The organism is Streptomyces sp. NPDC058145 (assembly GCF_042884245.1).
Lineage (GTDB): Bacteria > Actinomycetota > Actinomycetes > Streptomycetales > Streptomycetaceae > Streptomyces.
In genome coordinates this window covers 34,182-56,505 of the sequence record NZ_JBHVUH010000002.1, presented here as the reverse complement: position 1 = coordinate 56,505, position 22,324 = coordinate 34,182, and the positions used below count along the sequence as shown (strand labels likewise).

Below are 22,324 nucleotides of genomic sequence, written 5' to 3'. Positions count from 1 at the left end.
CTCCGGGGTCCTGCCGTGCCCACCCGTTTCAGTCCGCCGAGCGAAAAGGACGAATCATGGCAGCAGCCCAGCGCATCGTCATCGAGAACTGTTCGATCGCGACCGTCGACGCCGACGACACCGAGTACGCCTCCGGGTACCTGGTCATCGCCGGCAACCGCATCGAGGCGGTCGGCGCGGGCAGGGCCCCCGAGGGCCTGGAGAACGTCGTACGCCGTATCGACGCCACCGGGCACCTCGTCACCCCCGGTCTGATCAACACCCACCACCACTTCTACCAGTGGATCACCCGGGGCCTGGCCACCGACCACAACCTCTTCGACTGGCTCGTCGCGCTGTACCCGACCTGGGCGCGCATCGACGAGCCGATGGTGTACGCGGCGGCCCGGGGATCGCTGGCGATGATGGCCCGTGGCGGCGTCACCACGGCCATGGACCACCACTACGTGTACCCGCGCGGCTCCGGCGACCTGTCCGGCGCGATCATCCGCGCCGCACATGAGACGGGTGTCCGCTTCACCCTCGCCCGCGGCTCCATGGACCGCAGCGAGAAGGACGGCGGCCTGCCCCCGGACTTCGCCGTCGAGAGCCTCGAGGGGGCCCTCGCGGCCACCGAGGCGACCGTCAAGGAGCACCATGACTCCTCCTTCGACGCCATGACCCAGGTCGCCGTCGCCCCCTGCTCCCCCTTCTCCGTCTCCACCGAACTGCTCAGGCAGGGCGCCGAACTGGCGCGCGGCCTCGGGGTGCGGCTGCACACCCACGGCTCGGAGACCGTGGAGGAGGAGAAGTTCTGCCACGAGCTGTTCGGCATGGGCCCGACCGACTACTTCGAGTCCACCGGCTGGCTGGGCGAGGACGTGTGGATGGCGCACTGCGTCCACATGAACGACTCCGACATCGCCGCCTTCGCCCGCACCAGGACCGGGGTCGCCCACTGTCCCTCCTCCAACGCCCGGCTGGCCGCGGGTATCGCCCGGGTCCCGGACATGCTCGCCGCCGGCGTCCCGGTCGGCCTCGGCGTGGACGGCACCGCCTCCAACGAGTCCGGCGAACTCCACACCGAGCTGCGCAACGCCCTGCTGATCAACCGCCTCGGCGCGCACAAGGAGGCCGCGCTGAACGCCCGGCAGGCGCTGCGGCTCGGCACCCACGGCGGCGCCTCGGTGCTCGGCCGCGCCGCCGAGACCGGCTCGCTGGAGGCGGGCAAGCTCGCCGACCTGGTGCTGTGGAAGCTGGACACCCTCGCCCACGCCTCCATCGCCGACCCGGTGACCGCCCTGGTCTTCGGCGCGGCGGCCCCGGTCACCGCCTCCTTCGTGAACGGCCGGCAGATCGTCGAGGACGGCCGCCTGCTGACCGTCGACGAGGACGCCATCGCCCGCTCCACGCGGGACGAGGCCCGGCGTCTGGCGCGCATCGCCGCCCAGGGCTGAGCCGGCACCGGAACTCCGGCCGGGAGGGACGGCTCCCGGCCGGCAGCGGTGGACCCCAGCGGTCCACAGCGGCCGGCTCCGGGGCGCGCGTGAAGGCGCGCGCCCCGGAACGGTCTCCGTTCCCGGGCCCCGAAGGGGTCCACCCGGTCCCTCCCCCACTCTCGACCCCGCTCGAGCGGGAGGTCCCCCCATGCCCGTGCACCACCTCCCTGAAACCGCGTCAGAGCCGACGTGTCCCACCGACCGGAGGAGCCGCCGTGTCCGACCACCCCGTCGACGCCGACGAGCAGTCCGTCCACCCCGTGGACGAGAAACTCCCCGCCCTGAAGATGGCGACCAGCGGCCTGCAGCACGTGGCCGCGATGTACGCGGGGGTCGTCGCCCCGCCCCTCATCGTCGGCGCGGCCATCGGCCTGTCCGGCACCGACCTCACCTTCCTCACCGGAGCGTGCCTGTTCACCGCGGGCCTCGCGACCTTCCTGCAGACCCTCGGCATCTGGAAGATCGGCGCCCGGCTGCCGTTCGTCAACGGAGTCACCTTCGCCGGGGTCGCCCCCATGACGGCGATCGTCGCCTCCGCCGAGGACAAGTCCGACGCCCTGCCGATGATCTTCGGCGCGGTCATCGTCGCCGGACTCCTCGGCTTCCTCGCGGCTCCCGTCTTCTGCAAAGCGGTCCGCTACTTCCCGCCGGTCGTCACCGGTACGGTAATCACCCTGATCGGCGTCTCCCTGCTGCCGGTCGCCTTCAACTGGGCGCAGGGGCCGAACCCGGCCGCCCAGGACTACGGTTCGGCCACCAACCTCACCCTGGCCGGCGTCACCCTGCTGCTCGTGCTGCTGCTGCGCCGCTTCACGCGCGGCTTCGTCAAGCAGGTCGCGGTCCTGTTCGGCCTGATCGCGGGCACCCTGATCGCGATACCGTTCGGCGTCACGGACTTCGCCCCGGTGACGAAGGCCGCCGTGGTGGGCTTCCCGACGCCGTTCCACTTCGGCGCCCCGCAGTTCCACATCGCCGCGATCCTGTCGATGTGCGTGGTGATGGTGGTGTCGATGACCGAATCGACGGCGGACATGCTGGCACTGGGCGAGATCGTCGAACGCCCCGCGGACGAGCGGACCATCGCGGCCGGCCTGCGCGCCGACACCCTCGGCTCGGCCCTCAGCCCGGTCTTCAACGGCTTCATGTGCAGCGCCTTCGCGCAGAACATCGGGCTGGTCGCCATGACGCGGATCCGCAGCCGCTTCGTGGTCGCCGTCGGCGGCGGTTTCCTGGTCCTGATGGGTCTGTGCCCGATGGCCGCCTCGCTCATCGCCGTGGTACCCCGCCCGGTCCTCGGCGGCGCCGGCGTCGTGCTGTTCGGCTCGGTGGCCGCCAGCGGAATCCAGACCCTGGTCCGGGCCGGCCTGGAGCGGGACAACAACGTACTGATCGTGGCCGTGTCCCTCGCCGTCGGCATCATCCCGATCACGGCGCCCGACTTCTACCACGCCTTCCCGGACACCGCGAAGATCGTCCTCGACTCCGGCATCTCGACCGGCTGCGTCACCGCGGTCCTCCTCAACCTGGTCTTCAACCACCTCGGCCGAAGCCGCGACGCCTCCGACGTCACCCATCCGATGGAGTCGGGCGAGGAACTGGCTCCCGTCCACTGAGCGGAGATGGGGGAGCGGGAGGCGGGGCGGGGTCACTGCCCCGCCCCGCCTCCCAGCGGGTGCGGCGAGGGGCGTCGTGGGTGAGCATGGAGGCCGGCGGCGAGGAGGGAGTCCGATGGTGCGGAGGAACACCGGTGTCACCGTCCGGGCGGTGGACGCGGACGCCTGCCCGGTGCGTGAGGTCCTCGACCGGGTGGCCGGCAAGTGGAGCGTGCAGATCCTCGTCGCCGCCGCCGCGGGACCCACCCGGTTCACGGAGCTGGAACGCGGCATCGAGGGCATCAGCCGCCGCATGCTGTCCCTTACCCTGCGTCACCTGGAGCGCGACGGCCTGGTCACGCGCACCGTGCATCCGACGGTCCCGCCCAAGGTGGAGTACGAACTCACTCCCGCCTCCCGTGAGTTGCTCCCGACACTGCGACGGCTGGCCCACTGGGCCGAGCGCAACAGGGTGTACATCGCCGAGGCCCGGGCGGCCTACGACACCGAGCACCCGCCCGAACTGCTCGACGTAGGGCCTGTCTGACAATTCCCGTCGTCCGCCCGGAGAGCGCTCCGGCAACGCGGAGAGCGTCCGTGCCCGGCCTCGCGGGGCAGGCGGGAATGGTCAGACAGGCCTTGGCCCGGCGGTCACAGGCCGAAGAGGCCGAGGTCCGTCGCCAGCTCCTCGAACACCTCCCGGGGGTCGTCGAGCAGCTTCCGCCGCTCCAGGTCGAGCATGCCGCCCACCGCGGTGACCTCGGCCGCCACCGTGCCGTCGAGTTTGCGTATCTCCTGCCGGATCCGGAACGTCCTGCCACCGCCCCACTCGAACTCGCAGCTCACGTCGACCTCGTCCCCGGCGAGCAGTTCGCGCCGGAAGCGGATCGTCGTCTCCAGCGCCACCGGCCCCACACCCCGGGCGCGCAGCCGGGCCTGGCTCACCCCGGCGGCCTGGAGCAGCGACCAGCGGGCGTGCTCCGCGTAGTTGAGGTACACCGCCTGGTTGAGATGGCCCTGCACATCTGTCTCGTAACCGCGGACGGTCACACGGACGGAAAACGGTTCGGCCACGGCCGGCGCCCCTTCGTCGTTCGGATCCTCAGCCCACTGATCCTGGCACGCGTCTCAGGTCCGCCGCGGAGACGCCAGCAGATACCGCACCCTGGTCCTGGGCTCCGTGTACGCCCCGGCCTGCCAGCCCGCCCCCTCCAGCGTCGCCGTGCACGCCCGCAGGGCCGGCTCGTCCGGCGCGTACACGGCGACCGCCTCCGGCTGCGGCGTCGCCCGCACCCGGTAGCCGTCGCCTTCCGGGCCCGCCGGGAGGTGCCCCGCGGCCTCCAGGGCGAGCGCGGCGGCCCGCACCAGGTGCGTCCGCTCCCAGCCGCACGGGCGGTCGGTCGCGCCGCCCGGATTGGTCATCCGGCGCAGCTCCAGCAGCCCCTGCCAGGCGCTGCGCACCTCCCGCAGCCGGGCCGCCCCGGACAACACCGGCGCCTCCTCCTCGCCGCCGACGCGCGCCGCGAACCCCCCGTCGGCGGACGCGGACCCCTCGGCGACCGCGGGCGCCTGCGGCTCCGCGTCGCGTATCCGGTGCCCCGCCGGCGTGAGGAAGTGGTCGTGCGGCGGCCGCGGGTGCCGGAAGGCGAGCCCCCGCTTCACCAGTGCGTCCAGCTGCGCCTGCGTCCCGCGCAGCCGCCCGGTCACCGGATCGGCGGCCTCGATCAGCCGTCGTTGCGCGACGGTCGGCGGTCGTGTCACGCCGAGCCCCCTTCCGATGTGCCGACGCCCGGGAGCCGCCGGAACGGCGACTCGTTCCGAGCGTACGACCGGGGTCTGACAACGGGCCCGGCCCCGGGACGCGGGATCGTCCGGGTGGGCGGCCGGTCTCGTCAGTCGGGCGCCCGGACGTTCCACCCCGCGATCACGGGTCGTCCGTGCTCGGTGCCGAGCCGGCCCAGCGCGCCCGTCGCGAGCTGGAACAGCGCCCCGTGCCGCGGCGGCAGCCCGAGCCGGCGCGCGGTGAGGACCCGCAGGAAGTGGCCGTGGGCGACCAGCAGCACCACTCCCTCGGTGTTGGCCAGGGCGGCGTCCACCTTGCCGAGCATCCGGTCCGCCCGCTCCCCGACCTGCTCCGGGCTCTCCCCGGGATGTTCCGGCGGGCCCGGCGCGACGCCGTCCGTGAACAGGAACCAGTCGGGCCGCTCCCGCTGGATCTCCACGGTGGTCACGCCCTCGTAGCCGCCGTAGTCCCATTCGCGCAGATCGGCGTCGACCCGGGCGTCGTGGACGCCGATGAGCGCGGCGGTCTCCCGGGCCCGCTCCAGGGGGCTGACGAACGCGGCGCCGATGCGGTGCGAGCGGATCAGCGGTACCAGCCGGCGCGCCTCCTCCCGGCCGTGCTCGGTCAGGGGTACGTCGGTCCGGCCGGTGTGCCGTCCGGACCGGGACCACTCGGTCTCACCGTGCCGGACGAGAAAAAGGTCACCCACGTCAACGCCCTTCCCACTGACCTTCAGCGCATGCCCCAGCACGGTGTCACACCGCTCCGGCCGCCCGCAGGGCGGGTTGGTCCGGACGGCCGCTCACCGCTCCGGCGCCACGCCGGGCCGACGGCCGCGGCACCTCGCCGCCGCGTGAGCGCCGCCGGTACGGGCTACCCCTGCCGGTACCCGCCGAGGAAGCGTCCGATCCGGCCGATCGCCGCCTCCAGGTCGTCCGCGTGCGGGAGGGTGAGGATGCGGAAGTGGTCGGGCGCGGGCCAGTTGAAGCCGGTGCCCTGGACCACCTGGATCTTCTCGCGCAGCAGGAGATCGAGGACGAACTTCTCGTCGTCGTGGATCCGGTGCACCTTCGGGTCCAGACGCGGGAAGGCGTACAGCGCGCCCTTGGGCTTCACGCAGGACACCCCGGGGATCTCGTTGAGCCTCTCCCAGGCCACGTTTCGCTGCTCGTGCAACCGCCCGCCCGGCGCGGTGAGTTCACGGATGGACTGGCGGCCGCCGAGCGCGGCCTGGATGGCGTACTGCGCGGGCGCGTTGGCGCACAGCCGCATGGAGGCCAGCATGGTCAGGCCCTCCAGGTAGTTCCTCGCGTGCTGCTTGGGCCCGGTGACGACCAGCCAGCCGGAGCGGAAGCCCGCCACCCGGTACGTCTTCGACAGGCCGCAGAAGGTGAGGACCACCAGGTCGGGGGCGAGGGCGGCGGCGGAGTGATGGACGGCGTCGTCGTAGAGGATCTGGTCGTAGATCTCGTCGGCGAGGACCATCAGACCGTGGCGGCGGGCCAGGTCGAGGATGCCCTCCACCACCTCCTTCGGGTAGACCGCGCCGGTGGGGTTGTTCGGGTTGATGATCACCACGGCCTTGGTGCGGTCGGTGATCTTCGACTCGAGGTCGGCCAGGTCCGGGTTCCAGTCGGCCCGCTCGTCGCAGAGGTAGTGCACGGCCTTGCCGCCCGCCAGCGTCGTCACCGCCGTCCAGAGGGGGAAGTCCGGTGCGGGGATGAGGATCTCGTCGCCGTCCTCGATCAGTGCCTGTACGGCCATCGAGACCAGTTCGGAGACGCCGTTGCCGAGGAAGACGTCGTCGACGTCAACCGTGAGGCCCAGGGTCTGGTAGCGCTGGGCCACCGCGCGGCGGGCGGACAGGACGCCGCGCGAGTCCGTGTAGCCGTGCGCGCGGGGCAGCATCCGGATCATGTCCTGGAGGATCTCCTCGGGCGCCTCGAAGCCGAACAGCGCCGGGTTGCCCGTGTTCAGGCGCAGCACGCTGTGGCCCGCCTCCTCCAGCGCGTCCGCGTGCTCGATCACCGGGCCGCGGATCTCATAACAGACCTCGCTGAGCTTGTTCGACTGCCGGAACTCCATGCGCTCCTCCGGGAACTCGTGTTGCTTGGTTTTACCAAGTGAGAGCTTGGAAAGTCCAACAACCCGTCTAGACTGCGCCGCATGTCACCTCGCCGAAGCTACGACCAGTACTGCTCCGCAGCCCGCGCCCTCGACCTCGTGGGCGACCGCTGGACCCTGCTGATCGTCCGGGAGCTGCTGGCCGGCCCGCGTCGCTACACGGACCTGCACGCGGACCTCCCCGGCGTGAGCACGGACGTACTCGCCTCCCGGCTGAAGGACATGGAGCGCGACGGACTCACCACGCGGCGGCGGCTGCCCCCGCCGGGCGCCGCCTTCGTCTACGAACTCAGCGAGCGCGGACGTGAGTTGCTGCCCGTGCTGCAGGCGCTGGGGAAGTGGGGCGAAGGCGAACTGGGGGAGCGGCGCCCCACGGACGCCGTCCGCGCGCACTGGTTCGCGCTGCCTCTGCTGCGGGCCCTCCCGGGTGAGGGGGTTGTCGAAGTCCGCCTGGAGGAGGGTGAGTTCCACCTCAACGTGGGCGCCGGTGACGGACCGGCGTACGGGGACGGGCCCGCGCCCGGCGCGGTGGACGCGCGTCTGGTGCTGGACTCCGCGACGTGCACGGCCGTCTGCCGTGGGGAGCTTTCGCCGGCGGACGCCGTCCGGGCCGGGCGGATCACCGTGACCGGCGACGGCACCCTCGCCAAGGCGCTGCTGGAGGCATGACGGGCGCGGGAGGCCCGCCCGATCAGCGCGGAGGGCTGCCCGATCACCGCGGAGGGCTGCCCGAGAAGCGCGGCAGGCCCGTCTGAGGAGCGCGGCGGACATGCCGGGGAAGCGCGTAAGGCCGCCCGGGAAAAGGGGGAGGCCCGCCCGGGGCAGGCGGGCGCCGAGAGGCACGGGCGGCCCCCGAGGCACGGGAGGCCTGCCGGGGGAGCGCGGTACGTCCGAGAGGCGCGGGCGGCCCCCGGGGCACGGGAGGCCTGCCGGGGGAGCGCGGTATGTCCGAGAGGCACGGGTGGCCCCCGAGACACGGAAGGCCCGCCGGGGGAGCGCGGCAGGCCCGAGAGGTGCGGGCGGTCCCGGGAACGCGGAAGGCCCGCCGGGGCGGCGGGCCTTCACTCGTGGGTCAGACGGACGGCGGCACCCGGGACGGCCGTCCCGAGCCGCGCGTGAGCGCGTAGCCGCCGATGCCCGCGAGGGCGGCCAGGATGCCGCCGATCGCGGTCCACACCCAGCGGTCGGACCACCAGCCGGAGGACCAGCCGTCGTCCGGTTCGATGCTCGACAGCACCGCCGACTTCGAACCGTCCTCCTCCGCCTGGGACTTGACGGCGATGCCGGGTACCAGCGGCTTCGCCAGCGAGCCGTCCACGGCCGCCGCGCCGCCGATGTCCTTGGAGTCGACGCGGATCTCGGTGCTCACCGGTTGTCCGAGGTCGGACGAGGCGAGGTCAACCGCGGTCAGCCGGACGTAGTACGTGCCCGGCAGCGGGTCGTTGGCCCACGGCTCCGACCAGGCGCGCACCGTGCGCAGCACACAGGTCAGGCCGACCGAGGACGTTCCCTGCCCGGCGGTGCGGGTCGCCGCGCCGTACTGGCAGGACTGGCGGCGGCGCAGACCGTCGTACACGTCGATCTGCCAGGTCTGCGTGCCGTGCGTCCCGGGCAGCTTGACCGTCGCCTTGACGGTCGGCCGCTGCTCGGCGTCCGCCGGGAACGACCAGTAGAGGTAGTCGCCGGTGGAGCCGGACGCGGTGGCCTGCTGCCCCTGTTCGATCTCCGTCGCCGTACGGAAGGAGGTGCCCGCCCGGGTGGGTGCCTTGCCGTCGTCCGAGGCGCTCGGCGACGGCGTGGAGTCGGCGGCCGCCGGACCGGCGGCCAGCCCGAGCGCCAGCAGCGCGGCGCCCAGTACACGTGTGATACGCATCAGTTCGTCCTCCAGACCGCGACCCGCCAGCGCGACAGCCAGCCCCACAGCAGACCGGCGATGAACCCGGCCAGCACCAGGGCGCCGAGCAGCCACCAGCCGCGGCCGAGGCCGAAGGCGGCCACGTCTGCCGCGTTCGACGGCCCGTCCACCACGTCCACGGTCAGTTCCAGCGGCAGACCCGGGGACGTCTTGACGCCCGCGGCGGCCGAGAAGGAGTTGGTGACCTGGAGGCACACGGTCTCCGCGGTCGCGTCGTCGTCGTCGTTCTCCGGCCTCGGGTACCGCAGGCCCGTGGAGATCGCGTCGGTGCGGCCGTTGCCCGCCGCCTCACCGCGCACGATCTCCCGGCCGTGCAGCGTCACCGCGCGCAGCAGGACTCCGTAGTCGGGGTTCACGGCCCGGTCGTCCGCCACGCTGACCGAGGCGCGCAGCTCCTGGCCGGGGTTCACGTCGACCTTGTACCAGCGCTGCTGCCCGAACTCCTCACGGTCGGTGTAGAGGCCGGACTTCAGGGCCGGCGCCTTGGCGCACTCGGTGGCGCCCTCGGTGGCCACCGGCGTCACCACCGGATCGGCCGCCCGGTCGACCAACTGGCCGACCCGGTCGCTCAGTTCCTCCTTGTGCTGGACGGAGGTGTAGGTGCCGCCGGTCGCGTCCGCGATGCAGCTGAGCTGGTCGCGGGTCTTGGCGTCCGGGACCAGGCCGAGGGTGTCGATGGTCAGCCCGATGCCCTTGGCCGCTATCTCGCGGGCCACCTCGCACGGGTCCAGCGGCTGGCAGGTGTCCTCGCCGTCGCTGATCAGGACGATACGGCGGGTGCCGTCACCGCCGTTCAGGTCGTCGGCGGCCTTCAGCAGCGCGGGGCCGATCGGCGTCCAGCCGGTCGGGGCCAGCGTGGCCACCGCGGTCTTCGCGTCGGTCCGGTCCAGCGGTCCGACCGGGTAGAGCTGCGCGGTGTCCTTGCAGCCGGTCCTGCGGTCGTTGCCGTGGTAGTTGGCGCCGAGCGTGCGTATGCCGAGCTCGACCTCCTCCGGCGTCGCGTCGAGCACCTCGTTGAACGCCTGCTTCGCCGCGGCCATCCGGGTGCCGCCGTCGATGTCCCGCGTCCGCATGGAACCGCTGACGTCCAGCACCAGTTCGACCTTCGGTGCGGCCTGTTCCGTCTCGTCGGCGGCGGCCCCGGCGGGGAACGCGAGCCCGGCCGTCAGGGCGGCGAGGAGAGCGCAGACTCCCGCCGCCAGCCGTTGTCTTCTGATCATCGGCGGATCTTATTGATCTCAGGTGCCGGGCTCCAAAACGAGCGGGTTCGGCAGCGCGGTCCACTGGTCACCGGGGGTCTCCGGGGACAGCCGCATCAGCGTCAGCGCCTTGGCGGGCAGCGGGCCTTCGCACAGTGCGGCCAGGTCGGCCGTGTCCGGCAGCGCGGGCACGGCCGCCGCCAGCGCCGCGCCGAGCGCCGGGCCCGAGCCCGCCGTACCGGCGAGCGCGCCGGCCACCAGGGAGCCGAACAGCTTGCGGCGCAGGGCCGTTTCGTCGTCCGTGACCAGGCGCCCGGTCAGCGGGGGCGGGGCGATGCCGTGCCGGGCCAGCCTGATGGGGCTGATCCGGATGTCGGCGAGGTCCCGGTAGACCAGCCGCACCGGGGTGCCGTCCGCCGACAGGATCACCAGGAGGTTCTGGCCGTGCGCCTCCAGGGCCACACCGAGGTCCAGCAGCCGCAGCCCGACCGTGAGCGCCAGCCGGGCGAAGCCGGCCAGCCAGACGGGGGACTCCGGCAGGCCGGTGCCGGGCAGCGCCGCCACCGGCAGCACCCGCTCGCCGGGGCCCGCGTACCCGGCGGGCGACTCCCGCAGCAGCGCGGCCAGATCGGGGGAGTGCGCGGTGACCGCCCCCAGCGTCCGGGTGATGTGCAGCAGGCCGTCGGTGCGGCCGGCCAGGTCCGTCGCGAACGCCGACAGGGCCGCCGCCACCTCGACCGAGTACCTGGAGATGTCCCGCACCGACGAGGTCAGCCGGGCGCTCAGCGCGGTCTTGACGTGCGGGCCGCCGGGCAGGGCCAGCGTCCGCAGGGACAGCAGCGGACGCGCGGCCCGCCAGGGGTCGTACGGCCGCTTGAGCACATGGTCCGCCTGCCAGGGGTGCACCGGCAGCAACAGCCGTTGCCCGTCCCGCAGTTCCTCCGGCCACTCGCCCGACAGCAGGCACTGGTCCGCGGGCACCGCGACCGTCCCCAGCTCCACCACCGGGCGGTGCTCCGGTGCGTAGGAGAGCTGGTCGGTCACCGAGAAGCCGGGCCGGGAACGGCAGTTGGGGTGGTAGGGATGCCCGTCGGTCACCCGCTGCTCCCACTCCCAGTCCTGTTCCGGCCAGTCCGGCGAGAGGTCCGCGCCGGCCCGCGAGAGGGCCAGCGAGGCCGTGCTGTGGGCGATTTCGGCCGCGAACCCGGCGGCGTGCGGCACCGCGAGGTCGGTCATCAGCCGCGCCGGGTCGCCGTAGCGCTCCCGGCCGAGGCGCACGGACGTGACGTACCCGCCGGTCGCGTACGGGTCCGCGGGCGGCCCCTGCAGGGTCCGGCCGTCGGCGAGCCGCAGCACGAGGCCGTGCGCCCCGCCGGCGCGGCGCGAGATCCACGGCAGCGGCTCGTACGCCAGGGCCCGCCACAGCCGGGTCAGCACCGCCGCGCGGGCACCGGGCAGCGCGGCCCGGTACCGGGGCAGCAGGCCGGGCCGGACGGCGGCCAGCTCCTCGGCGAGCCCGGCCTCGGCGGTGGCTGAGTCGTACACGTTCGGCTCCTCGGGAAAGGGCAGCTCGGGGCACGATTGTCAGGTACGGCAGAGATACTGATCGCGACCGGCCCCCGGACCGCACCGGCGGGGCGGCGCGACCGGCCCCGGACGACGGACGAATGGATCGCGTGGACCTCAAGCCTCCCAGTGACGCCGTAGGACGGCGCGCGGACGCGTACGCGTCCGCGCCGCTGCTGAACTGCCTGCTGCGGGAGGTCGCCGAGCCGCTGCCGGCCGTCGGGGAACACCGGGTCCACCGGCTGCCAGGCACCGGCCGGCTGCTGCGGGTGCGGGCCGGCCACCGGCCCGCCGATCCGGAGGTGCGCACGGCCGGGGCCTGGCACCGCCTCGGCCATACCGAACTGGTCAAACTGGTCGCCGAGGAGCTGCGCCGGCACACCGGGCAGCCGGGCGACGACCTGCCCGCCGAGATGATCGACAGCAGGGAGGCCGTCGCGGCCCTGCTCACCGCCCGCGACCGGGCGGCGGCGCCCGCGGACCCGTATCTGCGCTCCGAGCAGTCCCTGATCACCGGCCACCCCTGCCACCCCGCCCCGAAGGCCCGCGGCGGTGGTCCGGCCGCGGCCTGGCTGCCGTACGCCCCCGAGGCGTACGCCCGCTTCCCGCTCACGCTGCTCGGGGTGCGTGCGGACCAGGTGGCCGAGGAGGGCGACACCAGCGACCTGGACGCCCTCGGCACCGCCCCGCCCGGGTACCGGCTGCTGCCCGCCCACCCCTGGCAGCTCGACCTCGTCGCCCGCGACCTGGAACCCGCCCTCGCCGACGGCAGGCTGATCCGGCTCGGCACCACCGCCTTCGACACCTGGCCCACGGCGGCCATCCGCACGGTGTACGAGCCCGGACGCGACCTGTTCCTGAAGTTCAGCCTGGATGTGCGCATCACCAATGACATCCGCCGGCTGTGGCGTCACGACCTGCTGAGGCTGCGCCGCACCGAGACGGCCGTCGAACGCGCGTTCGCCGCGATGGAGCCGCCCGCCGCCTGGCTGCCCGACCGCGGCTACCGCACCGCCGCCTTCGCCTTCGAGGAACTCGCCGTGCTGGTACGGGGCGGGCTGCGCGAAGACCTCCTGCCCGCCGCCACCCCGCTGCTCGCCGCCGCCCTGGCCGAGGGCTTCGAGGGCAACCCCCTGGCGGCCACCACCGACCCGGAGGCCTGGTGGGAGGCGTATCTGCGGCAGGTCGTGCCGCCCGCCCTGACGGCCTTCGCCGATCACGGCGTCGTCCTGGAGGCGCATCTGCAGAACACCCTGGTCGCCGTGGACCCGGCGGGCCTGCCCGTGCAGGCCCTCTTCCGGGACGCCGAGGGCGTCAAGCTGCTCCCGGACGTCTCCCGGGCCGCCGGCTGGGAGCGGCTGGTGTACTGCCTGGTCGTCAACCACCTCACCGAGATCGCCGCGGCCCTCGCCGAGCACCACCCCGGACTCGACCCCTGGCCGGCCGCCCGCCGCGAACTCGCCCGCCACGACCTGCCCGAGATCCCCGCGCTGCTCTCCTCGCCCACCCTCCCGGGCAAGACCAACCTGCTGCTGCGCTGGACCGGCGCGGACGGCGCCGCCGCCCGCTACCTGCCCCTGCCGAACCCGCTGGCCGCCGGCTGACCCGGTCACGCACCCGGGTAATTTCCACCCGTTCACGTCGGGCAATTCAAAGCCGACGGAACGGGCCGCGTCCGACTGATTCCAGTTCCGCCTCATATTGCGTTCTCAAGGCCTGCGACTTCATCTGTTGCATCGTCAACTGTCCCATTTGGGTAGTCAGTTGACGGAGGACCGACAGACGGTCAACATGCCCCCCGAGTCAGGTGCGTCACGCCGCGAGGCCATCCTGCGACAGGTGGTCTGCGCCGTTTCGCATGCCTTGAAACACAACTGAATCAGCCTGGGTTCGCGACGAATTCCGCGAACTTTCTTGTGTCGAAATGCTCTGCGCGTGGATGCGCGCATGCGAAGAGGGGATCGCGTGAGACCGAGACATGGAAAGCGGCGAACGAGGATGATGCGGACGGTGACCCTCACGGTCACGTCCGCGGTCATCGTCTCCGTCATGCCACAGGCGGCGTATGCGGCCGCACCGTCGACGAGCGACGGCAGAGGCATAGGCGACACCATCAAGTCCTGGTTCTCCGACGACGGCGGAAGCCGGCGGCCGGAGGAACCGAGGACCGGCGGAGATCCCGCCCTCCCGAGCCGCGACAAGCTGCCCAGGGGAGCGAAGGCTCCCAAGGCCGTACGGATCGCCGAACTCGGCGCCAGACGCACGCCGTTCGCCCGCTACTGGCGGATGTCCGACGGCCGGGTGCAGGCCGAGGTCTCCGCCGTGCCGACCGCGTACCGGTCCGGCAAGAGCTGGAAGACCATCGACGCGGGAGTCGAGAAGACCGGCAGGGCGGGCTACGCCTTCGCCAACACCACCAATACCGGGCGCAGTTACTTCGGTACGTCGCCGCGGCGGCTGGTGCGGTTCGAGACCGCCCAGGGGCAGGCCGTCACCCTCGGCCTGAAGGATGCCGCCGGACCGGCGCCGCGGGCCGAGGGCAACTCCGTCATCTACCGGGACGCGGTCAAGGGAACCGGCACGGACCTGGTGTACGAGGTCGGTCCCGGCCGGGTGAAGGAGAACATCGTCCTGCGGGAGAGACGCGCAGGACCGGTGTCGTTCACCTTCACCCTCGACACCGGCGGGCTGAGGCCCAAGGCCGGCAAGGACGGCTCCATACGCCTGTACGGCCAGGGCGACTCCCCCGTCCTCGAACTTCCGCCCGCCTTCATGACGGATGCGAAGAAGGACGCCTCGTCCCCGTACGGCAGCGCCTACAGCGGCTCCGTCGACCAGCGACTCAGCCGTGACGGCGAGAACTGGAAGGTGACCGTCACCCCGGACGCGAAGTGGCTGGCCGCCGCCGGGCGAAAGTACCCGGTCACCATCGACCCGACGATCTCCATCGTGCCGACGCCCTCCCAGGCGCGGGACGTGATGATCTCCTCGGACGGTCCGGCGGACAACTACGACGACAGCTGGCGGCTCTCGGTCGGCAACACAGGCACGGGCAGCTCCCGCGCGCTGCTGCGGTTCCCCGTGACGGGCATCCCGTCCGGCACCAAGCTGGACTCCGCCGACCTGAAGCTGTACTACGACCAGGTCCACACCACCGGCGACGACGAGGTCCAGCTGGAGGCGCACCGCGCGACCGCCGACTGGAGCGAGTCCACCGCGACGTGGAACAACGCCAAGGACATCACCGGCGAGCTGTCCGGCACCTCCGTGACGGTCGACGACCAGGACCCCGGCACCACGGCGGCCAAGGGCGCCTGGCCGGCCTCCGGGAACACCACGTACACCCAGTACGCGGTCAACAAGGACTATCTGTACAACAAGGACAGCGTCGCCGGCGACACCTACACCTGGCAGCCGAATCTCCCCGAGAACGGCACCTACCAGGTCGAGGCGCACTACGTGCCCGCCTCTGACCGCGCCACCAGCGCGCCGTACACCGTGACCTACGACGGCGGCAGCAAGACGTACACCGTCGACCAGGCGGCCGGGTCGGCGGGCGTGTGGAAGACACTCGGCAACCACCCGTTCAAGGCCGGCACGCTGGGCAAGGTGGTGCTGGGCGACGGTCCCGCCTCCACCTCCACCTCGGTGATCGCCGACGCCGTGCGCTTCACGAAGGGCGGCGCGGTCACCAAGGCGCCTGGGGAGACCAACGTCTGGCACTCCTTCCCGGTGACGAAGACCGTCCAGCAGTGGATCGACGGCACCCAGCCCAACTACGGCTTCGTCGTCAAGGCCGGTGACGAGTCCGCGACCGGCCCCAAGGGCGGACCCCGGTACGAGGGCAGCGAGTACGCCTACGGCGGTGAGTACGCCAACGCACCGCGCCTGGTACTGACGTTCGGCCGGCAGGGCGTGAACCTCGCGGCCCCCGACACCATCCACGCCACCGGCGCGGATCTGAACTGGTCGGCCTACCAGGACCCGTCCAGCAACACGGGCGACGACATCGTCGAGTACCAGGTGCACCGCTCGGTGTTCCAGAACTTCACCCCGTCGCAGTCCACCCTGGTCGCCCCGGTCGCTCCCGGTACGACCTCGTACTCGGACACCTCCGCGGTGCCGACACGCGCGGACGACGCGGATCCCCTGGGCCGGGCCTACTACTACATGGTCGCGGTCAAGACACGTGACGGCCAGGTCATCCCGGCGCCCACCCAGTTGGTCCGGCTGCCCAAGGCGGGCCGGGTCACCAAACTGGTGGAGGCGTCCCAGGACACCACGCTCACCGCGAACCAGCCGACGCAGCCGCACGACACCATCACCGACGGCGGCGTCGCCTACCCGTGGCTGATGGTCGGCAACAGCTCGGGCACCTACGGCACCAGTCGGGCCGTGGCCGGATTCCCCGCGCTCGGCATCCCGTCCACCGCCCGCGTGGTGGACGCCGAAGTCAAGATGTGGTCCTTCACCACCATCGTGGGCGGTCCCGGCGCCCGGTACGAACTGCGGCCGCTGACGCAGGACTTCGACGAGGCGACGGCCACCTGGCAGAAGGCCGACTCCGCCACGTCGTGGGCCACGGCGGGCGGTGACGCCGACGCCGCCGTCTCCGACACCGGCAATTTCACCAACGACCCCGTCTCGCGCGAATGGGACGTGACCTCGACGGTGCAGGGCTGGGTGAAGAACCCGGCGAGCCGGCACGGCGTCATGGTCAAGCTCGCGGACGAGGCCGGCGCGCAGGAGCGCAGCATCTTCGTCGCCACCGAGGGCGTGGAGCCGAGGCTGCGGCCGCGACTCGCGGTCACCTACATCGACTCCACCACGGACTCGACCTACTACGCCCCCAAGACCCCGGCGCGGATGACCCCGAACTCGGACCACACGGTCGAGTTCACCCTCACCAACACCACCACCTCCGTCTGGAAGGCCGGACAGCACGTGCTGTCCTACCGGTGGGAGCTGCCCGACGGCACCGACGTCACCAACGGCGGCAACCAGGTGCGGACGGCGCTGCCCGCCGACCTGCTGCCAGGTGACTCCGTCACCCTCCAGGCGCAGGTCAAGACCCCGATCAACTCCGACTCGGGGAACAAGCGCAACGACTACGCGCTCATCTGGGACGTTCTCGACACCCAGGCGAACACCTGGGTGTCCGGCACGGACGGCATCCCCGGGCTGCGGCAGAACGTCGCCGTCGAGGACCCGACCTCCGACCAGCTCGGCCTGGAGAAGTTCTACTCCTACAACGGCGTCAACACCGGCGCGGGGTCGTCCCTGATGACCAACACCGCGGCCGGGAACACCGTCTGGCAGTACAACGCCTTCAACAACCCGGGCCGCGGGCTCAACACGTTCTTCCGCCTGGCCTACAACTCGCTCGACACCTCCGACACGGTGGCCGGGGCGGGCTGGTCGGTGCAGGCGTCCGGACCGATCCGGCTCGGCACCCCGCTGGACTTCCACCCCGACCCGCACCCGACGGAGATCCGGCTGCCCGACGGGGACGGCACCACACACGTCTTCCGCAAGCAGCACGACGGCACCTGGAAGGCTCCGGCGGGCGTTCACTTCAGACTCGCGGCCAAGCCCGGCCTGGACTGCACCCCCGACAAGGACCCGGTCCCGGACGCCTGGACCCTGACCAAGCCGGACGGCACCCGCTTCCTCTTCGGCTGTGACGGCTACCTGACGTCGGCGGTCGACAAGAACGGCAACACGCAGACGTTCACGTACGAGGAGCGCAAGTCCAACAACAAGCCCACCAAGTTCCTGAAGTACATCACCGACCCGGCGGGCCGGCAGTCGCTGACCGCCACCTACTACACGAAGTCCGACACCTCCAACCCGAAGATCGTCGACCACCTCAAGTCGGTGACGGAGATCTCCGGCCGGAAGCTGACGTTCGGGTACTCGGACAAGGGTCTGCTGACCGCTCTCACCGACGGCGCGGGCGCGTCCCAGCCGAAGGCGTTCGCCTTCGAGTACGACGCCACCCAGGGCAACAAGAACGTCAAGCTGGTCAAGGTCACCGACCCGCGCAGCCACGCCACCCAGCTGGCGTACTACTACCCCCGTGAGGGCGACGACCCGAAGTACCACTGGTGGACGCAGACCCTCACCGACCGCCTCGGCGGCAGGACGGACTTCGCCTACGCGCCCGACCCGGCCAACACGGCCCACACCTCCACCAAGGTCACCGACGCCGAGAGCCACGCCACGACGTACGTGACCGACGACTACGGCCGTCCGGTGCAGTCCACCAACGCCAAGGACCAGACGACCAAGCTGGCCTGGGACGCGGACAACAACGTCACGTACATGGAGGAGGCCAACGGCGCCACCACCGCGTACTGCTACGACCCGCTCACCGGCTACCCGCTGTGGAAGCGGACCGCCGAGTACAACCAGGGCGGGGTCCCGCCGCAGAGCGACTGCGCTCCCGGCAAGTACCCGTCCAACAGCAACCAGTTCGAGTACGTCAAGCGGCTGGACGGCTACTCGTCCGACCTGTTCCGCAAGACGTCCCCGCAGGGCCGCGCCTGGAACTTCGGCTACGACGACTTCGGCAACCTGACCACGGTGGTCGACCCGAAGGGCGTCTCCACCCCGGACACCGGCGACTACACCACCCGGTACGAGTACGACGCGGACGGTCTGCTGTCGAAGGCGACCGACGCGAACGGCAACGCCACCCGGAACAGCGAGTTCGGCGCCACCGGATACCCGGCGAAGATCACGGACGCGCTGGACCACACCACCGGCTACGTCTACGACGAGCGCGGCAAGGTCACGGAGGTCACCGACCCGCTGGGCCACAGGACGACCCAGACCTACGACACGTTCGGCCGTCCGCTGGTGCGCACCGAGCCCAAGGACCAGGCCAAGAACGACCTGATCACGACTCCGGCACCGGCCTACGACGCCAACGACAACGTCACCAGGGCCACCGCGCCGGGCGGGGCGGTGTCGTCGGCGGTGTACGACGAGGCCGACCAGATCACCGAGGCGGTCGCGCCGAAGGACTCGGACACGGCACCCGAACGAAAGACCACCTACACCTACGACCGAACCGGCCATCTGAAGACGACGACCGAGCCGAAGGGCGCGGCGACGGCGGCCGATCCGAACGACTTCACCACGACCAACACCTACGACCCGATCTACGAGGTCACCGACGTGGTCAACACGCTCGGTGAGAAGATCTCGTACGCGTACGACTCGGTCGGCAACAACGTCAAGGTCGTCGACCCGAAGAAGAACCAGACGTCCGACCCGGACGACTTCGCGTCGAAGATGGAGTACGACCTCGACCACCGGGTCACCAAGGTCGTCGACACGGTCGGCAAGGTCACCTCGCGCAGCTACGACAAGGACTCGCTGGTCGTCTCCGAGACGGACCAGCTGGGTAACACCACCCTGTCCAGCTACGACGAGCGCGGCAAGCGGACCGAGCTGAAGATCCCGCACGACGGAACCGGCTCCGGCACCGTCTACCGGACCACGCGGTACGAGTACGACCAGGTGGGCAACCTCACCCGGACGATCACCCCGCGCGGCACGGAGACGGCCGGCGAGCAGGACTTCGCCTCGCGCACCGAGTACGACGCGCTGAACCGGCCGGTCAAGCAGTACCTGCCGTACGACCCGTCGGACGCCCGCTACAACAACCCGAACATCTACACGGAGACCGCCTACGACGAGGCGGGCCGGGTCGTCAGGACCTCGCTGCCGTCGTCGGCGGGACAGAGCGTCCGCAACGACACCGTCCAGACCTACTTCGACAACGGGTGGGCGAAGACCTCCACCGACCCGTGGGACATCAGGACCAGCTACGACTACAACGAGCTGGGTCTGCAGACCTCCCGCACCATCTCCTCGGCAGACGGCGACGTCAGCCGCACCATGGGATGGAGCTACTACCCGAACGGCAAGCTGAAGGAGAAGAGCGACGACGGTGTGCCCGTGGGCACCGCGGTTCCGCTCGTCGACAACTCCGACCTCCAGAACACCGGCTTCACGGGCACCTGGAGCACGGGCACCCAGACCGGCCAGCAGGGCTACGACCACCGGACCCACGCGGCCGGCGTCGGGACGGACTCGTTCACCTGGACGCTGAACGTCCCGAAGGACGGGAAGTACACGGCCTATGTGAAGTTCCCGCAGGTCGGCGGAGCCAGCAAGACCGCCAAGTACACGCTGACCCACGCGGGCGGGAGCGTCGACAAGACCGTCGACCAGTCCAGCGGCGCGGGCGCCTGGGTGAGCCTCGGCTCGTACGACTTCGCCCAGGGGAACACCTCGAAGCTGGAGCTCTTCCAGAGCGCGGACGGCACGGTCGTGGCAGACGGGGTCAAGCTCGTCCGGGACCTGTCCAGCGAGGTCGACGCGGAGAAGCACCAGTTCCGCTACGCCTACGACCTCAACGACAACCTGTCCTCGATCGACGACCTGTCACCCGGCGCGAAGATCGACAAGTACACGCTCGCCTACAACGACGTGAACAAGGTCTCCCGCATCACCGAGGCCCTCGCCAACGCGGACAAGACCACCACCAGCTACACCTACGACCCGAACGACCAGCCGGAGACGGTCACCCATCCGCAGCAGTTCTCGAAGTACACCTACGACCTGAGGGAGAAGGTCCGGACGGTCTCCGTGGGCACCTCGCCCACCGACACCGCCCCGAAGGTCTCGAGCTACACCTACACCGACCGTGGTGAGGTGCTCCAGGCCACCAAGGACAACGGCAACGTCGTCGCCAACGCCTACTTCGCCGACGGAGCGGTCAAGAGCTCGGTGGAGAAGAAGGCCGACGGCACCCTGGTGGCGTCGCACGACTACACCTACGACGCCAACGGCAACAAGGCGCGGGACGAGTCGAAGAAGATGAACGCCGACGACCACTCGGCGTACCTCGACTCCACAACCGCCTACACCTACGACCCGGTGGACCGCATCGCCAAGGCCGTCAAGACCGGCAACGGCGCGAACACGGAGACGTACGTCCACGACGACAACGCCAACGTCACGCGGCAGACGGTGGACGGTGTCAGTACGGACTTCGCCTATGACCGTAACCGGCTGCAGACCTCGACCACGAACGGATCCGTCACCTCCTTCAACTACGACCCGCTGGGCCGGCAGGAGTCGATGTCCCGCGACGGGCAGATCCAGTCGCGGAGCGTCTACGACGGCTTCGACCACGTCGTCGAGTCCCAGCAGCGGGGCGCGGACGGCACGATGAAGTCCACGAAGTACGCCTTCGACCCGCTCGACCGGACCATGTCGACGACCGCCGACGGCAAGACCACGGACTACCACTACCTGGGCCTGTCCCAGGAGGTGCTGACCGAGGAGGTCGCCGGAAAGCTCACCAAGTCCTACCAGTACAGCCCGTGGGGCCAGCGCCTGTCCCAGGTCAAGCACAACGACGACGGCAGCGAGGAGGACGGCTACTACGGCTACAACTCGCACACCGACGTCGAGACCCTGACCGACGACAGCGGCAACACCAAGGCCACCTACGGCTACACGGCCTACGGCAACGCCGACAAGTCGGAGTTCACGGGCATCGACAAGCCGGATCCGGCGAACCCGCAGAAGGAGGAGTACAACCCGTACCGCTACAACGCCAAACGCTGGGACGACAACTCCGGCACGTACGACATGGGCTTCCGTGACTACGACCCGGGCCTGAACCGCTTCACCACCCGGGACCTGTACAACGGCGCCCTGGCCGACATGGGCCTCGGCAGCGACCCGTTCACCGGGAACCGCTACGCCTTCACCGGCGGCAACCCGATCAGCAACGTGGAGATCGACGGGCACTTCGCCTTCGCCATCCCGTTGCTGGCCGCCGCTGCCGCGGTGGTCCTCGAGGCCGTGGTCGTGGCCGTGGTGGTCATCGCGGTCGTGGCCGCCGTCGCCTACGTGGCGACCCAGGTCAGGGACCGGATCGAGGAGTCCTCGAGGGACGACGCGGACGAGGGCGCGCAGGACGATCCGCAGCCCGAGCCCAAGCCGGTCCCCAAGCCGCGCCCGCTGCCCGATGACGACGGACGGCGCGGCAACTGCGGCGGCGGCTGGGTCAACTACAAGGACACCGACTCGGCCAACGGCAACCGTGCCCAGGGTGTCGACGCGTGCCTGACCAAGGACTACCTGAACAGTCACCAGGGCACCCCGACCAGCAGCGTGCTGCCGCCCGGCTACCGGTGGGCGCAGGACTTCGCCGAGAGCAAGGGTCTGGTCCCCCAGACCAACATCAACAACTGCCATCTGCTCGGGAACAAGCTGAGCGGATCCGGTACGGACGCGCGGAACCTGGCCACGTGCGGCCGCGGAGCCAACGCCAAGCAGCGGGGCTCCGGTCAGGGCGACGACCACATGTACAGCTACGAGAAGCAGGTGTACGACGCGGTCATGTCCGGCCAGGACGTGATGTACACGGTGACACCTGTGTACGACGGGAACAGAACAGTCGCCACCGGTTTCCAGATCACGGCGTACGGCATGTATCCCGACGGCACGGTCGGGATCAACCTGAGCACCTTGATCCCGAACACCCTGAAGACGGGGGACAACCTGGGGTCGCAGTCGCAGAACGGCTCACCCGTTCCGACAGGATCGACACCATGACCGGCATGATGTCGCTCGGAACT

General features: G+C 71.0%; 13 protein-coding genes. 6 read left to right on the top strand and 7 right to left on the bottom strand.

Features of this window, described 5'->3' with window-relative positions; translation table 11 throughout:
- The first annotated feature begins 56 nt into the window (after positions 1 to 56).
- From ACFVVO_RS04465 to ACFVVO_RS04455, 3 genes are all read left to right on the top strand, one after another.
- The gene (locus tag ACFVVO_RS04465) at positions 57 to 1,436 is read left to right on the top strand and encodes an 8-oxoguanine deaminase (RefSeq protein ID WP_390051666.1); all 1,380 of its coding nucleotides are present in this window, start codon (positions 57 to 59) and stop codon (positions 1,434 to 1,436) included.
- A 329-nt stretch (positions 1,437 to 1,765) separates the two neighbouring features.
- Complete coding sequence (locus ACFVVO_RS04460; protein WP_390052331.1) at positions 1,766 to 3,091, top strand: nucleobase:cation symporter-2 family protein; 1,326 nt, start codon at positions 1,766 to 1,768, stop codon at positions 3,089 to 3,091.
- 115 nt (positions 3,092 to 3,206) lie between these two features.
- Positions 3,207 to 3,617, top strand: a complete 411-nt coding sequence (locus ACFVVO_RS04455) for a winged helix-turn-helix transcriptional regulator (RefSeq protein ID WP_390051664.1) — start codon at positions 3,207 to 3,209, stop codon at positions 3,615 to 3,617.
- Positions 3,618 to 3,721: 104 nt separating this feature from the next.
- On the opposite strand, the gene ACFVVO_RS04450 is transcribed toward ACFVVO_RS04455, so the two are convergent.
- From ACFVVO_RS04450 to ACFVVO_RS04435, 4 genes are all read right to left on the bottom strand, one after another.
- Positions 3,722 to 4,144, bottom strand: coding sequence for an acyl-CoA thioesterase (locus ACFVVO_RS04450; RefSeq protein ID WP_390051662.1), 423 nt, complete (start codon positions 4,142 to 4,144; stop codon positions 3,722 to 3,724).
- Between the two features lie 54 nt (positions 4,145 to 4,198).
- The gene (locus ACFVVO_RS04445) at positions 4,199 to 4,831 is read right to left on the bottom strand and encodes a hypothetical protein (RefSeq protein WP_390051660.1); all 633 of its coding nucleotides are present in this window, start codon (positions 4,829 to 4,831) and stop codon (positions 4,199 to 4,201) included.
- A 131-nt stretch (positions 4,832 to 4,962) separates the two neighbouring features.
- Entirely contained in the window at positions 4,963 to 5,562 is a 600-nt protein-coding gene (locus ACFVVO_RS04440) for a histidine phosphatase family protein (protein ID WP_390051658.1), read from the bottom strand.
- Between the two features lie 164 nt (positions 5,563 to 5,726).
- Positions 5,727 to 6,938 (bottom strand): pyridoxal phosphate-dependent aminotransferase, encoded by a 1,212-nt coding sequence (locus tag ACFVVO_RS04435; protein WP_390051656.1) that lies wholly within the window; start codon positions 6,936 to 6,938, stop codon positions 5,727 to 5,729.
- Positions 6,939 to 7,019: 81 nt separating this feature from the next.
- Here ACFVVO_RS04435 and ACFVVO_RS04430 point away from each other — a divergent pair, with 81 nt between their 5' ends.
- The gene (locus ACFVVO_RS04430; RefSeq protein ID WP_390051654.1) at positions 7,020 to 7,646 is read left to right on the top strand and encodes a winged helix-turn-helix transcriptional regulator; all 627 of its coding nucleotides are present in this window, start codon (positions 7,020 to 7,022) and stop codon (positions 7,644 to 7,646) included.
- 403 nt (positions 7,647 to 8,049) lie between these two features.
- Here the strand turns inward: ACFVVO_RS04430 and ACFVVO_RS04425 are convergent, their stop codons facing one another.
- The 3 genes from ACFVVO_RS04425 to ACFVVO_RS04415 are packed head-to-tail and all read right to left on the bottom strand — an operon-like array spanning position 8,050 to position 11,636.
- Positions 8,050 to 8,850 (bottom strand): hypothetical protein, encoded by an 801-nt coding sequence (locus ACFVVO_RS04425; RefSeq protein ID WP_390051652.1) that lies wholly within the window; start codon positions 8,848 to 8,850, stop codon positions 8,050 to 8,052.
- Positions 8,850 to 10,112 carry a VWA domain-containing protein gene (locus ACFVVO_RS04420; RefSeq protein WP_390051651.1) on the bottom strand — a complete coding sequence of 421 codons (1,263 nt, stop codon included), beginning with the start codon at positions 10,110 to 10,112 and terminating at the stop codon, positions 8,850 to 8,852. Before ACFVVO_RS04420 ends, ACFVVO_RS04425 begins: the two co-directional genes overlap by 1 nt.
- Positions 10,113 to 10,130: 18 nt before the next feature.
- Complete coding sequence (locus ACFVVO_RS04415) at positions 10,131 to 11,636, bottom strand: IucA/IucC family protein (RefSeq protein ID WP_390051649.1); 1,506 nt, start codon at positions 11,634 to 11,636, stop codon at positions 10,131 to 10,133.
- Between the two features lie 122 nt (positions 11,637 to 11,758).
- On the opposite strand from ACFVVO_RS04415, the gene ACFVVO_RS04410 reads away from it, so the two are divergent.
- Together ACFVVO_RS04410 and ACFVVO_RS04405 are read left to right on the top strand one after the other, a co-directional pair.
- Positions 11,759 to 13,261 (top strand): IucA/IucC family protein, encoded by a 1,503-nt coding sequence (locus ACFVVO_RS04410; protein ID WP_390051648.1) that lies wholly within the window; start codon positions 11,759 to 11,761, stop codon positions 13,259 to 13,261.
- Between the two features lie 397 nt (positions 13,262 to 13,658).
- The gene (locus ACFVVO_RS04405) at positions 13,659 to 22,301 is read left to right on the top strand and encodes a DNRLRE domain-containing protein (protein WP_390052329.1); all 8,643 of its coding nucleotides are present in this window, start codon (positions 13,659 to 13,661) and stop codon (positions 22,299 to 22,301) included.
- The last annotated feature ends 23 nt before the right edge of the window (positions 22,302 to 22,324 follow it).

What these genes read in the sequence shown, in the direction of transcription:
- ACFVVO_RS04465 (WP_390051666.1), top strand. Translation starts at nt 57, where the DNA reads ATGGCAGCAGCCCAGCGCATCGTCATCGAGAACTGTTCGATCGCGACC.
- ACFVVO_RS04460 (WP_390052331.1), top strand. Translation starts at nt 1,766, where the DNA reads ATGGCGACCAGCGGCCTGCAGCACGTGGCCGCGATGTACGCGGGGGTC.
- ACFVVO_RS04455 (WP_390051664.1), top strand. Translation starts at nt 3,207, where the DNA reads ATGGTGCGGAGGAACACCGGTGTCACCGTCCGGGCGGTGGACGCGGAC.
- ACFVVO_RS04435 (WP_390051656.1), bottom strand. Translation starts at nt 6,938, where the DNA reads ATGGAGTTCCGGCAGTCGAACAAGCTCAGCGAGGTCTGTTATGAGATC.
- ACFVVO_RS04430 (WP_390051654.1), top strand. Translation starts at nt 7,020, where the DNA reads ATGTCACCTCGCCGAAGCTACGACCAGTACTGCTCCGCAGCCCGCGCC.
- ACFVVO_RS04425 (WP_390051652.1), bottom strand. Translation starts at nt 8,850, where the DNA reads ATGCGTATCACACGTGTACTGGGCGCCGCGCTGCTGGCGCTCGGGCTG.
- ACFVVO_RS04420 (WP_390051651.1), bottom strand. Translation starts at nt 10,112, where the DNA reads ATGATCAGAAGACAACGGCTGGCGGCGGGAGTCTGCGCTCTCCTCGCC.
- ACFVVO_RS04410 (WP_390051648.1), top strand. Translation starts at nt 11,759, where the DNA reads ATGGATCGCGTGGACCTCAAGCCTCCCAGTGACGCCGTAGGACGGCGC.
- ACFVVO_RS04405 (WP_390052329.1), top strand. Translation starts at nt 13,659, where the DNA reads ATGCGGACGGTGACCCTCACGGTCACGTCCGCGGTCATCGTCTCCGTC.